Annotated in this window: 13 protein-coding genes; 11 read left to right on the top strand and 2 right to left on the bottom strand. The window is 66.4% G+C overall.

What is annotated here, in order from left to right; all coding sequences use genetic code 11:
* Window positions 1-110: 110 nt before the first annotated feature.
* The gene (locus JMY28_RS23305) at window positions 111-1,217 is read right to left on the bottom strand and encodes an NAD(P)/FAD-dependent oxidoreductase (protein ID WP_201698273.1); all 1,107 of its coding nucleotides are present in this window, start codon (window positions 1,215-1,217) and stop codon (window positions 111-113) included.
* Window positions 1,218-1,415: 198 nt separating this feature from the next.
* On the bottom strand, window positions 1,416-1,730 hold the full coding sequence (locus JMY28_RS23310) for a DUF4148 domain-containing protein (RefSeq protein WP_201698274.1): 315 nt from the start codon (window positions 1,728-1,730) through the stop codon (window positions 1,416-1,418).
* A 391-nt stretch (window positions 1,731-2,121) separates the two neighbouring features.
* Between JMY28_RS23310 and JMY28_RS39000 the strand changes: the two genes are divergently transcribed.
* The 11 genes from JMY28_RS39000 (at window position 2,122) to JMY28_RS23365 (ending at window position 14,733) form a co-directional block, all read left to right on the top strand.
* Window positions 2,122-2,757 (top strand): hypothetical protein, encoded by a 636-nt coding sequence (locus JMY28_RS39000; RefSeq protein WP_407945531.1) that lies wholly within the window; start codon window positions 2,122-2,124, stop codon window positions 2,755-2,757.
* 65 nt (window positions 2,758-2,822) lie between these two features.
* A complete protein-coding gene (locus JMY28_RS23320) occupies window positions 2,823-3,623 on the top strand; it encodes an endonuclease/exonuclease/phosphatase family protein (protein WP_201698275.1) in 801 nt (266 codons plus the stop codon).
* Window positions 3,624-3,765: 142 nt separating this feature from the next.
* Window positions 3,766-4,410, top strand: coding sequence for a LysE family translocator (locus tag JMY28_RS23325; RefSeq protein ID WP_201698276.1), 645 nt, complete (start codon window positions 3,766-3,768; stop codon window positions 4,408-4,410).
* 639 nt (window positions 4,411-5,049) lie between these two features.
* On the top strand, window positions 5,050-5,820 hold the full coding sequence (locus JMY28_RS23330; RefSeq protein WP_201698277.1) for a ferredoxin--NADP reductase: 771 nt from the start codon (window positions 5,050-5,052) through the stop codon (window positions 5,818-5,820).
* 406 nt (window positions 5,821-6,226) lie between these two features.
* Window positions 6,227-7,246, top strand: coding sequence for a sensor histidine kinase (locus JMY28_RS23335; protein ID WP_201698278.1), 1,020 nt, complete (start codon window positions 6,227-6,229; stop codon window positions 7,244-7,246).
* On the top strand, window positions 7,243-7,899 hold the full coding sequence (rqpR, locus tag JMY28_RS23340; RefSeq protein ID WP_201698279.1) for a response regulator transcription factor RqpR: 657 nt from the start codon (window positions 7,243-7,245) through the stop codon (window positions 7,897-7,899). The genes JMY28_RS23335 and rqpR overlap by 4 nt, the downstream gene beginning before the upstream one ends.
* Before the next feature lie 296 nt (window positions 7,900-8,195).
* Window positions 8,196-9,614, top strand: a complete 1,419-nt coding sequence (locus JMY28_RS23345) for an amino acid permease (protein ID WP_201698280.1) — start codon at window positions 8,196-8,198, stop codon at window positions 9,612-9,614.
* Window positions 9,615-10,053: 439 nt separating this feature from the next.
* Window positions 10,054-10,551 carry a (2Fe-2S)-binding protein gene (locus tag JMY28_RS23350; protein ID WP_201698281.1) on the top strand — a complete coding sequence of 166 codons (498 nt, stop codon included), beginning with the start codon at window positions 10,054-10,056 and terminating at the stop codon, window positions 10,549-10,551.
* Between the two features lie 14 nt (window positions 10,552-10,565).
* Window positions 10,566-12,956 carry a xanthine dehydrogenase family protein molybdopterin-binding subunit gene (locus JMY28_RS23355; RefSeq protein WP_201698282.1) on the top strand — a complete coding sequence of 797 codons (2,391 nt, stop codon included), beginning with the start codon at window positions 10,566-10,568 and terminating at the stop codon, window positions 12,954-12,956.
* Window positions 12,957-12,969: 13 nt separating this feature from the next.
* Window positions 12,970-13,767 carry an FAD binding domain-containing protein gene (locus JMY28_RS23360; RefSeq protein ID WP_201698283.1) on the top strand — a complete coding sequence of 266 codons (798 nt, stop codon included), beginning with the start codon at window positions 12,970-12,972 and terminating at the stop codon, window positions 13,765-13,767.
* A 78-nt stretch (window positions 13,768-13,845) separates the two neighbouring features.
* A complete protein-coding gene (locus JMY28_RS23365; RefSeq protein ID WP_201698284.1) occupies window positions 13,846-14,733 on the top strand; it encodes an AAA family ATPase in 888 nt (295 codons plus the stop codon).
* Window positions 14,734-14,749: the final 16 nt, after the last annotated feature.

Raw genomic sequence — 14,749 nt, forward strand, 5'->3', positions numbered from 1 at the left:
TGGCGGCGTCGCGAAGAAGCTTAACAACGAAGCAAGCCCCGGTGACGCTGCAATGGTGGAGATAAGTGAGCGGCATGATGCCGCCCGCGGAAGAATGGAGCGAAGCCGGATCAATCGAACGAAGCCATCTCGCACACGCGCTGAGCGATCGCGAGCGACGCTGTGAGCCCCGGCGACTCGATGCCGAACAGGTTCACGAGCCCGCGCACGCCGTGCGAAGCCGCGCCCTGGATCATGAAGTCGGCGGCGGGTTCGCCCGGGCCGCAGAGCTTCGGGCGGATGCCCGCGTAGGCCGGCTGCAGGGCGCCGTCGGGGAGCGCTGGCCAGTAGGTGCGGATCTGCGCGTAGAAAGATTCGGCGCGGCGGGGATCGACGTCGTAATCGACTGCATCGATCCATTCGACGTCGGGGCCAAAGCGCGCCTGGCCGCCCAGGTCGAGCGTGAGATGCACGCCGAGACCGGCGTCGTTGGGCATCGGGTAGATGAGGCGCGTGAACGGCACACGACCCGAAACGCTGAAGTAATTACCGCGCGCAAGATAAAACGGCGGCACGTGGCGCGCGTCGAACCCGCGAATGCGCTTCGCGAGCTTCGTAGCGTAAAGGCCCGCGCTGTTGACGACACAGGCGGCGCGAATGTCGATTGGCGCGTCGCCGCCCGTCCTGACGGTGAAGCCGCCGCCGGTCGCATCGATCGACTCGACGGGCGACTTCAGCGCGATCACGGCGCCGTCGCGCTCGGCGTCGCCTTGCAGCGCGAGCATGAGCTGATGGCTGTCGACGATGCCGGTTTGCGGCGAGTACACGGCGGCGACGCATTCGAGCGCCGGTTCGAGCGCGAGCGCCTCGCTCCCGCTGATGCGCGTGAGGTCGAACACGCCGTTTTCCTTGCCGCGCGCACGAATCGCCTCGAGTTGCGGAATCTGGTTCGCCGCCGTGGCGACGAGCAGTTTGCCGCAGCGCGCGTGCGTGACGTTGCGCGACGCGCAGTACTCGTAGAGCATTTCGCGCCCACGCACGCAGAGCGTCGCCTTGAGCGAGCCGCGCGGGTAGTAGAGCCCGGCGTGAATCACCTCGCTATTGCGCGAACTGGTGCTGGTGCCGATGGCCTCGGCGGCTTCGAGCACGATCACCTCGCGCCCGCGCGCGGCAAGCGCACGCGCTACGGCGAGGCCGACCACGCCCGCGCCGATCACCACGCATTCGATCTGGTCCATGTCCCTGCGTCCCGCCTTCGCCGCGCCGGCAGGCACGTCGGCCGCGCCGCGATCCTCTCTGCCATGGGGCCGGTAGCGCAAAAATCGCGCCACCGCATGACAAAAATTGTACGCCGCCCGGCAGTAAGGCTACGCCAGACTCTCGCCAGGAAGGAGCGGAAGGGAACAGAGGATGGGAGTTGCGAGGCTGCCGAAGCCTCAGTTGGCGGCGCTGCGAACGTGGAAGAAGCCCGCCGTGGCCTGCTCGCGCGGCGCAGTGTAGCCGCCCATCGCGTATTGCTGCGGATAAGCCGGCGAATTCGGGTCCAGACTCAGTTCGCCGTGAGCACGGGCGCTGGCCAGTTCGGCCTTCACTTCCGCGCGCGTCTTCGGGGCATCGTTCGTGGCGACGGCCGCGACGGGAAGCGATTGAACCGTCGATGTCGGCGCATCGCCGCTCGCGAATGCGGGCGCGGTGGCAAGGGCGGTGGTGGCGCTGACCAGCAGGGCAGCAAGCGTAACGGACGTCTTCATGGCGATGCTCCTTCGTGGCGATGCCCGGCAAGGTTTGCAACGCATGCTGGCCAGCCGGCGGAATCCAAACGACGTGTTGGACACGTCGAAGCCAGTGTAAACACGGGCTATCGAAAAACCATCCCGATAAGCAACAAGTCAGCGTTGCAGTCACGACAACAATCTGCGACAAATCCCCCCACCATATTTGTAGTTGTTGCGCTTCAATAACCAATCGCTCGGTGCGCTATGGTTGAAGCGCGCCCGCCGCGCCCCCATCTCCACTGAGCCGCTGCGGTCCGGCGTTTGCGAACCCGGTATAGGATCGATGGTCAGAACGTACCCGCCCCGCCGTAGCGTTGCCGACACTGTCGCCTCGCGCGGCGCCGTGCACGGAGCCACCCATATGAAGTTGTGGAAACATTGCCTTGCCGTGACGCTGTTCGCCGCCCTCGCGGGAACGAGCGTGTGCGCGCTGGCGCAAGGAACGCCGCAGGCGGCCTATGCGCCGGCTTCGGAACCGCCCGTCCCGCCGATCGCGCAAGCCCCGACGGAACCGCCGCCGCCGCCGCCGACTGCCCCCGCCGCGACTGCTGTGGCACCAGCAACGGCACCTGTGACGCAGGGCGCTGTCCAGTGGGAGCTGCAGGTGATGCGAGACGGCCAGCAAATCGACGCGTTCAATGCCACGACCTCGATCGGCCAGGCGCACACCGACACGCATCACAAGGTCGTCTCGCACAGCGTGGGCTGCAAGGATCAGCCGGCAGGCAGCATCGATCTGTCGCGCACGATCACCGTTTCGCCGCTGCAGGTGCGCGCGAACCTGGTCGTCCTTTCGATCGACGCGCAGGAAACGCTCGAAAACGACGCCACGCCGAGCACGCCCGAAGGCTGCCGGCTGCCGCCGCAGCCGCGTCAGGTGAATGCGAGCCATCCGGGCCTGATCGTGCCGGACGGGCAATGGGTGACCTGGCAGATCGTCGACCAGCACCCCTCGCTTGCGTACCGGGTGCGCGCAACGCTCGCGCCGCCGTCCGCGCAGTGAGCGCGAAGTGAGCGTACAGATCCAATGCATGACCCGGCGTGACCCAATCCGTTAGAAAAGAACGCATGCGAAATCCCGAACAACCGCTCATCGACACCTCGCCGAGCAAAGACTTCGTCGCCGTGAGCTGGAATCTGCATAAAGGCCGCTCGCCGCTCGGCTTCGAGGCCTGGGAGGCCATGCGGCGCTGGGTGCAGTCCACCCACGCCGACGCCTGGTTTCTCCAGGAAGCGATGGCCCGCCGCTTGCCGCGGCCGATGCTGGCCTCCGCCTTCGGCGCGCAGCTGGGCGACCCGCTCGACGACGTCTGGCACTGCCAGGCCACCGAAATCGCCACTGCGCTCGAATTGCAGATCGCCCTCGGGCCCAATGTGTTCAAGCCTTCCTGGCGGCACGGCAATGCGATTCTCTCGCCGCATCCCCTCGACCTGGGCGGACGCTGGGACATCTCCGCGCACCGGTTCGAGCGGCGCGGGCTGCTCGTTGCGCGCGCAAACGTCGGCGGACAGTCCGTCACGCTGCTGTGCGCGCATCTCGCGCTCACGCGCAGCGCGCGGCTGCGACAGATGAACTGGATTGCACACTGGATCGTGAAGGAGGCGCCGCAGGGGCCGCTCGTGCTGGCCGGCGACTTCAACGACTGGCGCAACGACTCCGTCCCGCTTTTTGCAGAGCATGGTCTGCAGGAAGTCGCGACGCTGCTCGGTGAGCCCGCGCGTACTTTCCCGGCGTTCTCCCCGGCGCTCGCGCTCGACAAGATGTTCGTGCGGGGCCTCAAGCCCGTCGAGCTGATCCAGCCCGCGCAGGAAACCGCCTGGCTCTCCGACCACCTGCCGTACATGGCGCGCCTGCGGCTCGAAGAATGACGCGCTGAACAACGCCGCGCTGCCCAGCCGAAGCATCCGCGCGACACTCCCCCGTTCGGGGCCAGCGGCGCGCCCCGCCAGGCACCGGCCCGCGCTAAGATGTCGCGTCGCGCGCGCCGAGCGTTTCGTCAGGTGTCCTCAGATGCATTACCTCGCCACGCTGCTGCAGATCGTTGTTGTCTATCTGTTTGCGCTCATCAGCCCCGGCCCCAACTTCTTCATGGTCACGCAGCTTTCGCTTGCCGGCCGCCGCGGGCTGGGCGTGGCCTCGGCGGCAGGCGTCGGCGTAGGCTCCACACTCTGGGCGGCGCTCGCCATGCTCGGTTTCGCGGCCGTGCTGCAGCACATTGGCTGGCTCTACAACGGCGTGCGCGTCGCGGGCGCGCTCTATCTCGTCTGGTTCGGGCTCAAGCTGCTGCGCTCGGGCGTGCGGCGCGAACTGGCCGCCGCGGCGCAAGCCGTAGTCGCACCGCTGCCTCCCGCCGACCGGCGCACGTGGCTACGCACCTGGCGCGCGGGACTCATCACCTGCCTCACGAACCCCAAGTCGTGCGTGTTCTGGACCAGCGTGTTCGCAGCCGTGTTTCCGGCGCACCCGCCGCTGTGGTTCTATGGCGTCGCGCTCGCCACGGTCGCGACGATGTCGTTCGGCTGGCATTGCAGTCTCGCCTTCCTGTTCGCCGACGACCGCACCCAGCGCGGCTATCGCCGCCTGCGCCGCCCCATCGACGCATTTTGCGGCGCCGCGCTGATCGGGCTCGGCGTGAAGCTCGCGGCCGACCGCTAAGTCGGGTCATGCGCCTCACGCGCCGCGACGCACTGCCGCATCACTGCTGCAGCGTCGAAAATGGCGTCATTACGCGCGCATCGGCGCCTAAAGACCACGCCGAAACTGCCCCGCCAGCAGGGTCAATGCTGCGGGCTGTCAGACCTTCCGGTATCATTTAGCCGAAAATTCGCACGCGCCGTTCGCCTTATCGGGATCTGGCACGCGTTGCCAGCGGTACGAGGACTCGCTCTCGCGGGTCCTGGCAAGGTCCAGTCCGGCCCGCGAGGCCGTGAGGCTGACCTCGCCGCCACCTTTTGCCGTCGCCAGCAAACCCCGCCGATGCGTGTTGTGCCCGCGTGCGGGAGCCAGCACAACGCCGCAGCGAGCCGCGTTCCCTTGCGGCGCTTGGGGGACCCAACCCGGGCGAGGCGGCTCGACAAGCAGGATCGACCGCGTCCTCGCGGCTCGAGCGCGGTAAAATAGTGGATTGCGCTTCGTTCGCAGCGAAGCGAACTGGCAACACAACAGGGACTTGCCTGCCGTGGCCTAAAGCCTTGCAGCCGGGTCCCGGGCATATCGTCAAAGCTACGCTGTACTGGACAGCAGGCCGGCAGGATCGCCGCAGTCAGGCGGCGCTTGTTTCGCACTTCAGGAACCATGAGCAAATTCACCGAAGAAACCGTTCTGAGCGTCCATCACTGGACCGACACGCTTTTCAGCTTCACCTGCACGCGCGACCAGGCCCTGCGTTTCGACAACGGCCAGTTCACCATGGTCGGCCTCGAAGTGGACGGCAAGCCGCTGATGCGCGCGTACTCGCTTGCGAGCGCGAACTATGAAGAGCATCTGGAGTTTCTGAGCATCAAGGTGCCGGACGGCCCGCTCACGTCGCGCCTGCAGCACCTGAAGATCGGCGACAAGGTTCTGATCGGCAAGAAGCCCGTCGGCACGCTGGTGGCCGACAACCTGCTGCCCGGCAAGGTGCTGTGGCTGCTCTCGACCGGCACGGGCCTCGCGCCCTTCATGTCGATCATCAAGGACCCGGACATCTACGACCGCTTCGACAAGATCGTGCTCACGCACACCTGCCGTTTCGTCGACGAACTCGCGTACAAGGACTTCATCACCGAAGAACTGCGCGAGCACGAATACCTCGGCGACATCGTGCGCGACAAGCTGGTGTACTACCCGACCGTCACGCGCGAAGTGTTCGACAACCGCGGCCGTATCACCGAGCTGATCGACACGAAGAAGCTGTTCGAAGACCTCGACCTGCCGCCGTTCTCGCCGGAGCGCGACCGCATCATGCTCTGCGGCAGCACGCACATGCTGCGCGACACCGTCGAGCTGCTCGAGCAGGCCGGCCTCAAGGAAGGCAGCAACAACCAGCCGGGTCACTACGTGGTGGAAAAGGCGTTCGTCGGCTAAGCGCCGCGCCCTGGTCGCTCACGACTCGAAGAACCGGAGCTTTGCGCTCCGGTTTTTTTTCGCCCGCGCGCTTTAATTTGGCCCCTTATTTTGTCGCTGACGCCGTTACAGTTGTCACACAAATACGATACCTTCTCTGTCAGTATTTTTCCTACATGACAAAGGCCCGTGACCTCATGCTACACCTGAGGTTTTGCCGCTAACCCTTGTCCAGACTGAAGTTTTTCTTTTTTTAAGATATTATCGCAGCGCAACATTGGATACACTGCATCGTGTCCAGGGGCAGAGCCAGGTTGTTACGGGTTGTAAATTTCGTTACGCTGCGCCGTGCTGTTCACCGTCACGCCGGGGAGTCCAATCCCGACGGATGTCTAATAGCTGGAACCGGTTCCTGAACGGGGGAAGGATGGATACGTCGAGATACGCCGCGCCGACCGCGCGCACGCCTGCCGGCGATGCGCCGCGCGCCGCTCATGGCGTCGACGCCCTCGCGTTCCTCGCATGGTCCGCCGCCGACGATGCGGCCACGGTGACCGCGCTCGAAGACCTCGACCGGGCGCATCGGCAAATTGCCGCGCCTGCGCGCGGCGAAGGCCGGCGCGCCAGGCGGGCGCTTTCCCACGGCGGCGCCGCCCAGTCCATTCACGCCGACGAAGCCGCGCGTCACCGGCTTGCACGCGACCTGCACGACAGCGTTGGCGCGGAACTCGCCGCCACGCACTTCGCGCTCGCCAACGTCCACACCTGGTTGCCCGCCAACGCCCCGCCGCAATGCGCCGAGGCGCTCGCGCTCGTGGCCCGCTCGCTCGAAGCCGCGACCGGCGCGATGCGCCACGTGCTCGACGGTCTGCACGCGCCGCAACTCGATGCGGGCTTGGCTCCCGCGCTCTCGGGCTGGGTGCGCGGCTTCGCGGCGCGCACGGGCCTCGCCGCCCGCGTGGCCGGCGCCAGCGACGACGCGCGCCTCGCCCGCCTGCCCGCCGAGGCCGCGCTCGCCGTGTTCCGCGTAGCCCAGGAAGCGCTCGCCAACGTGGCGCGCCACGCACAGGCCACGTGCGCCGAGGTGCGGCTCGAAAGCACCGCGCGCCACCTCACGCTCACCATCGCCGACGACGGCATCGGCCTCGCGCGCAGCGCCGGTCGCACGCGCCGCAACCCAGCAGCCGGGCAGGACAAAGGCAGCACGGAAACACGCGACACTCGTTCCGGTCATTACGGCCTCGCCGGCATGCGCGAGCGCTGCGCCGCCTTCGGCGGCTCGCTGCGCGCCGCCAAGGGCGGCATCGCGCGCAGGGTTCACGACGACACACAGCACGAAGCCCCCCAGCGCGGCACGACCGTGCGCGCGCGCTTTGCCTGGGACGCGCTGCTTGCCGTCTCCCATTCCGCCTCGCCCCTCCTCATGAAAGAAGGCGCCCGCTCATGACCCATCGCATCCTGCTCGTCGACGACCATGCCGTCGTGCGCCAGGGCGTTCGCCAGTTGCTGCTCGATCGCGGCATTGCCGCCGAGGTGATCGAGGCGCAAACGGGCGCTGAGGCGCTCGCCGCGATCGCGAAGCATGTGTGCGACGTGGTCCTCCTCGACATCTCGCTGCCGGACATGAACGGCGTGGAGGTGCTCAAGCGCGCCAAGAGAAAGGCGCCACGCGTGCCGGTGCTGATGTTCTCGATGTATCGCGAGGATCAATACGCGGTGCGCGCGCTCAAGGCGGGCGCGGCGGGCTATCTCTCGAAGACGGTGGACGCCGCGCAGATGATCGCAGCCATCCAGCAGGTCGCCGCGGGCCGCAAGTACGTGAGCCCGGCCATGGCCGAAGCACTCGCCGACTACGTGCTGGTGGACGGCGAGCAACTGCCGCACGAGAAGCTCTCCGACCGCGAATACCAGACGCTGTGCATGCTCGCCTCGGGCAAGCGTCTCACCGACATCGCGCACGCGCTTTCGCTTTCGGTGAAGACGGTGAGCGTCTACCGCACGCGCCTGCTCGAAAAGATGAAGCTCACCAACAACGCCGAGCTGACCTTCTATGTGATGAGCAACCGGCTCGTCGACCTCTCGCCTACCGTCAGCGCCTGATATCCAGGCGACGCTTCGGCATCAAGGCTGCCTTCTCGCCACAACCCGTTGATCCGGAAATGGAATTCGCCGTTTGCGCGGGTCCCGGCAAGGATCGCGCTCGCGCGCCCCGGTTTGCGGCGGATTCGTCCGCGCCACGCGAGCGTTTCCGACCCTGCTCAACCGGTCTCTCGCACCACATCCGCTAAAATTTAGGGTTTCCCCCAGACATCCGGCACGCGAAGCCGGCGAAGGCGGGCGTGGATCACCGCGCCAGTGCCGCGCCTTCGCGCGTTTTACGTGGAGTTCCCCGCCAAATGTCCCTCTTTCGCAAGAAGAGCGTTGAGCACATGTTGCAGGCGAGCGCCAAGGGCGCCGGCCTGAAAAAAGCACTCGGCGCACTCGACCTCACCTTTCTCGGCATCGGCGCGATCATCGGCACCGGCATTTTCGTGCTGACCGGCACGGGCGCCGTGCAGGCCGGCCCGGCCCTCATGATCGCGTTCCTCATCGCCGCCGTGGCGTGCTGCTTCGCGGCGCTCGCCTACGCCGAGTTCGCCTCGACCATTCCGGTGGCCGGGTCGATCTACACCTACTCGTACGCGACGCTCGGCGAGCTGGCCGCGTGGGTGATCGGCTGGGACTTGATGCTCGAGTATGGACTCGCCACTTCCGCAGTCTCGGTGGGCTGGTCGGGCTACCTGCAGTCGCTGCTTTCCGGCTTCGGCCTCACGCTGCCCGCCGCGCTTTCGGCCGCACCCGGCGCCGTGCCCGGCGTGCACACGCTCTTCAACCTGCCCGCCTTCCTCGTGATGATGGCGATCACGGCGCTCCTCTCCGTGGGCGTGCGCGAATCCACGCGCATCAACAACATCATGGTGGCGATCAAGGTGACCGTGGTGCTGCTCGTGATCGCCGTGGGCGTGTTCCACGTCACCCCCGCGAACTGGCATCCGTTCATGCCCAACGGCTGGCACGGCGTGTTCGGCGCCGCGGCCGTGATGTTCTTCGCGTTCATCGGCTTCGACTCGGTGTCTTCCGCCGCCGAGGAAGTGAAGAACCCCAAGCGCGATCTGCCCATCGGCATCATCGCCTCACTCGCCGTGTGCGCGGTGCTGTACGTCGCCGTGGCGGCGGTCGTGACCGGCATCGTGCCCTCGCAGCGGTTCGCCCATGTTGGCCACCCGGTCTCGTTCGCGCTCCAGGCGGTGGGCGAAAACTGGGTCGCGGGCTTTATCGATCTGGGCGCCGTGCTCGGCATGCTCACCGTGATCCTCGTGATGAGCTATGGCCAGACCCGCATCATCTACGCGATGTCGCGCGACGGCCTCCTGCCCCCCAAGCTCTCGAAGGTGCACCCGCGCTTCGCCACGCCGTTCTTCACGACATGGCTCGTGGGCATTTTCTTTGGTCTGATCGGCGCGCTCGTGCCGCTGAACGTGCTGGCCGAGCTCATCAACATCGGCACGCTCGCCGCATTCTCGATGGTGTCGATCGCCGTGCTCGTGCTGCGCAAGACGCACCCGCACCTGCCGCGCGCGTTCCGCTGCCCGGGCGTGCCCGTGGTGCCAATTCTCGCGGTGGGCTCGTGCCTGTTTCTCATGATCAACCTCCAGCCGCTCACGTGGATCGCGTTCCTCGTCTGGACCGGGTTCGGCCTCATCGTCTACTTCGGCTATTCGCGCCGGCATTCGCGCCTCGCGCACGCACCGCACGAGCCAGTGCATCACGATTGATCCGCGCGTGATCTCGCGGCGCTTCGATCGCTGCACTGCAACGCAACGGCCCGCCCCGAATCATCGAGGCGGGCCGTTTTTTTTCGCGCGCCGCAAGCGTTCTGGAGGGTAAAACCCCGCGCAGCGGAATTCAGCAAATTGTGCTTTACTGTCCACGCGTCACCCCCAGGCTTCACTGAACAGCAAGGCACCAGCCGGACCCAGATTCCGCTCCACCCGTATTGGTTCAATTCGCCCGAGCCGCCCCGCGCTTTTTTGCGCGGTGGTTTGCCTTGCGCTCGCAATGAGGCGCAATGCGTTAGACGGGCAAGTTTTACTGCGGGCGGGTATGGCGGTCGATTCAGTGTGATAAAGCGGGCCCAGGCAGGTCTCTATCCCATCGCATGGTATGGGACCGGAGTCACGCAGCACCGGCTCCGGTCGACATTGGAGACAATCAATGGCGATCAGAATTAGCCTCACGGTCAACGGCGCGCCCGTGACCGCCGAGGTCGAACCTCACACGCTCCTCGTCCAGTTCCTGCGCGAACAGCAGCGTCTCACCGGCACGCACGTCGGCTGCGACACGGCGCAATGCGGGGCCTGCACCGTCCACCTGAACGGCCGCGCGATCAAGTCGTGCAACCAGCTCGCGGTGCAGTGCGACGGCATGGAGGTGACGACGATCGAAGGCCTCTCGAAAAACGGCACGCTGCATCCGATGCAGGCCGCGTTTCGCGAATGCCATGGCCTGCAATGCGGTTTCTGCACGCCCGGCATGGTGATGTGCGCGACCGCGCTCGCCGCCGCCAAGCCCGACCTCACCGAAGCGGACGTGCGCGAAGGGCTCGACGGAAACTTCTGCCGCTGTACGGGCTATCACAACATCGTGAAGGCCGTGGTCGCGGGCGCGCAGGAAATGCGCGCTCCCGCCCCCGCTGCCGCCACGACCGCTTGATTCGGGAGGCCACCATGAACGCACCCGAGCCCAATCGCATGATCGGCGCGCCAGTCAAGCGCAAGGAAGACTTCCGCTTCCTCACCGGCGCCGGACAGTACACCGACGACGTCGTGCTGCACGCGCAAACCTATGCCGTGTTCGTGCGCTCGCCGCACGCGCATGCGCGTCTCAAGAGCATCGACACGAACGCGGCGAAGGCCTCGCCCGGCGTCGTGGCCGTCTTCACCGGCGCGGACCTCGCGGCGGAAAACGTGGGCGGCCTGCCGTGCGGCTGGCTCATTCACAGCATCGACGGCACGCCGATGAACGAGCCGCCTCATCCTGTGATCGCGCACGAGAAGGCGCGCCACGTGGGCGACCAGGTCGCACTCGTGATCGCCGAATCGCTCAAGGCCGCGAAGGATGCTGCGGAACTGATCGAAGTCGATTACGAAGAGCTGCCCGCCACGGTCGACACGGCGCACGCCGCCGACGCGGGCCAGCCGCTCGTGCACGACGGCGTGGCGAACAATACCTGCTACACGTGGGGCCACGGCGACAAGGCCGCGACCGACGCCGCGTTCGCACAGGCCGCGCACGTGACGACGCTCGACATCATCAACAACCGCCTCATACCGAACGCCATCGAGCCGCGCGCCGTGAACGCGAGCTACTCGCAGCACGACGACAGCTACACCGTGTACGTGGCGAACCAGAACCCGCACGTCGAGCGCCTGCTCATGGCCGCGTTCGTGCTCGGGCTGCCTGAAACGAAGCTGCGCATCGTCGCGCCCGACGTGGGCGGTGGCTTCGGCTCGAAGATCTTTCTGTACGCCGAAGATGTCGCGCTCACGTGGGCCTCGAAGAAGATCCGCCGTCCGGTGAAGTGGACCGCCGAACGATCGGAGTCCTTCATATCCGACGCACACGGCCGCGACCACGTCACGAAAGCCGAACTCGCGCTCGACAAGGACGGCAAGTTCCTCGCCATGCGTGTTCACACCACGGCGAACATGGGCGCGTATCTTTCCACGTTCGCCTCCAGCGTGCCGACCATCCTCTACGCCACGCTGCTCGCGGGCCAGTACACCACGCCCGCGATCTACGCCGAGGTGAAGGCCGTGTTCACGAACACGGTGCCGGTGGATGCGTATCGGGGCGCGGGGCGCCCGGAAGCGACCTACGTGGTCGAACGTCTGGTGGAAACAGCCGCGCGCGAGATGAAGATCGATCCCGCCGAGATCCGCCGCCGCAACTTCATCACGAGCTTCCCGTATGCGACGCCCGTGGGCCTCACCTATGACACTGGCGATTACGAAGCGTGCCTTGGGCGCGCGCTCGAACTCGCCGACGTAAAGGGCTTCGCCACGCGCCGCGACGCATCGAAGGCGCGAGGCTTGCTGCGCGGTCTAGGCTACTCGTGCTACATCGAGGCGTGCGGGCTTGCGCCATCGAACATCGCGGGTGCGCTTGGCGCGCGTGCGGGCCTGTTCGAAGCGGGCGAGGTCCGCGTGAACCCGACCGGTTCCGTCACGGTGTTCACGGGCTCGCACAGCCACGGCCAGGGCCACGAGACGACCTTCGCGCAAGTCGTCGCCGATCGCTTAGGCGTGCCGATCGAGCAGATCGAGATTGTGCACGGCGACACGGGCCGCATTCCCTTCGGCATGGGCACCTACGGCTCGCGGTCGATCTCGGTGGGCGGCTCGGCCATCATGAAGGCGCTCGACAAGATCGAGGCAAAGGCGAAGAAGATTGCCGCGCACATGCTCGAAGCGGGCGTGGAGGACATCGAGTTCGCCAACGGCGTGTTCCGCGTGGCGGGCACCGACCGCACGAAGACTTTCGCCGAAATCTCGCTCGCCGCGTACGTGCCGCACAACTATCCGCTGGAGACGCTCGAACCGGGCCTCGACGAAAGCGCGTTCTACGACCCGACCAACTTCACGTATCCGTCGGGCGCGTATCTCTGCGAAGTCGAAGTCGATCCCGATACGGGCGAAACGCGCATCGAGCGCTTCACCGCCGTCGACGACTTCGGCAACGTCATCAATCCGATGATCGTCGAAGGCCAGGTGCATGGCGGGCTCGGCCAGGGTATCGGCCAGGCGATGCTCGAACAGTGCGTGTACGACAACGAGAGCGGCCAGTTGCTCTCGGGCTCGTACATGGACTATGCGATGCCGCACGCGTCGGATGTGCCTTCGTACACGGTGGAAACCGCGAAAGGCACGCCGTGCACGCACAATCCGCTTGGGGTGAAGGGCTGCGGCGAGGCCGGGGCGATCGGCTCACCGCCCGCCGTCATCAACGCGATTCTGGATGCTCTCGCGCCGCTCGGCGTGAAAGACCTGCAGATGCCGGCCACGCCGCATCGTGTATGGCAAGCGATCCAGGCCGCGCAGGCCCCTTCACAACCTTGAGCGGAGGCGCTCCATGTACGCATTCGACTATCAGCGCGCCAGTGACGCGCAAGGCGCCGTGAAAGCCATCGCGGCCGATGCCGACGCCAAATTCCTGGGCGGCGGCCAGAGCCTGCTCGCGGCAATGAAGCTGCGCCTCGCGCAGCCCACCACGCTCGTGGACGTGACGCGCATTCCCGAGCTCAAAGCCGTGCAGGTGGACGGCAAGGTGGTGAAGGTCGGCGCGGCCGTGTGCCATGCCGACGTCGCCGAAAACGCGCAGATCCGCAACGCGCTGCCGGCGCTCGCGGACCTCGCGGGTATGATCGGCGACCGCCAGGTGCGCGCGCTCGGCACGCTGGGCGGCTCGCTCGCGAACGACGATCCCGCCGCCGATTATCCGGCCGCGGTGCTCGCACTGAACGCGACGGTGGTGACGGACCGGCGGCGCATCGCGGCCGACGACTTCTTCCGCGGCATGTACGAAACGGCGCTTGCGCCCGACGAGCTGATCGTGTCCGTCGAATTCCAGGTGCCCGAACGCGCGGCCTACGAGAAGTTTCGCAATCCGGCCTCGCACTTCGCGCTCACGGGCGTGTTCGTCGCGAAGTACGCCGGTGAAATTCGTGTGGCGATCACGGGCGCCGGAGCTTCAGTGTTCCGCGCGGGCGCGCTGGAAAGCGCGTTGAAGACGAATTTCGCGCCCGAAGCCGCACGCGCGGTGAAAGTTCCCGCCGACGACCTCAACACCGACCTGCACGCGAGCGCGGCGTATCGCGCGCACCTCATACCGGTGCTCGCGGCGCGCGCGGTGGCGAAGGCCAACGGCTAGGCTTGTCCCGAGGGCGAGCGCTTCCGCGTAGACAGGGAAGCGCTCGCCGCCTTTGATCCGCGAGCGCAAGACAGACTCATGCAATCCGCCTCGATCGACGACACCCTCGCGCAACTCGAAGCGCACGGCTATTTCGCGAGCCGCGAGCTCGCTACGGCGCTCTTTCTCTCGCTGCGCATGGAACGCCCGCTCTTTCTCGAAGGCGAACCGGGTGTGGGCAAGACCGAACTCGCGAAGGCTGCCGCGGCGATGCTCGGTACGACGGTCTTGCGCCTGCAATGCTACGAAGGACTCGACACGGCGAGCGCGCTCTACGAGTGGGACTACCCGCGCCAGATCATGGCGCTGCGTCTTGCCGAAGCCGCCGGCGAAAAGCCGCGCAACGACACGCTCTATCGCGACGAATTTCTTTTGAAGCGCCCGCTGCTCCAGTCCCTGCAGCCCGATCCGCAAAACCCTGGCGCGCGCCGCGTGCTGTTGATCGATGAAATCGACCGCGCCGACGAGCCGTTCGAAGCCTTCCTGCTCGAACTCCTTTCGGACTTCCAGGTATCGATTCCCGAATACGGCACCGTTCGCGCGAGTACGCCGCCGCTCGTCGTCATCACCTCGAACCGCACGCGCGACGTACACGACGCGCTCAAGCGGCGCTGTCTTTATCAATGGCTCGGCTACCCGGACCGCGCGCGCGAACTCGCGATCGTGGCCGCGCGCGCGCCTGAAACCGCCCCGGAATTGCAGCATCGCGCCGTGGCGTTCGTGCACCAGTTGCGCACAATGGACCTTTTCAAGGCGCCCGGCATTGCGGAGACGATCGACTGGTGCCGCGCGCTTTCCGCGCTCGCCGTGACGGAACTCGATCCGCAATCGGTGCAGGACACGCTGGGCGTGCTCCTCAAGTACCAGGACGACCTCGCGCAGCTCGACGCGCAACGCATTGTGCAAACGCTCGCGCTCGCGGAGTGAGCGCGATGTCTGCCCC

It is taken from the genome of Paraburkholderia hiiakae, assembly GCF_904848665.1.
In the GTDB taxonomy this organism is placed as follows: domain Bacteria; phylum Pseudomonadota; class Gammaproteobacteria; order Burkholderiales; family Burkholderiaceae; genus Paraburkholderia; species Paraburkholderia hiiakae.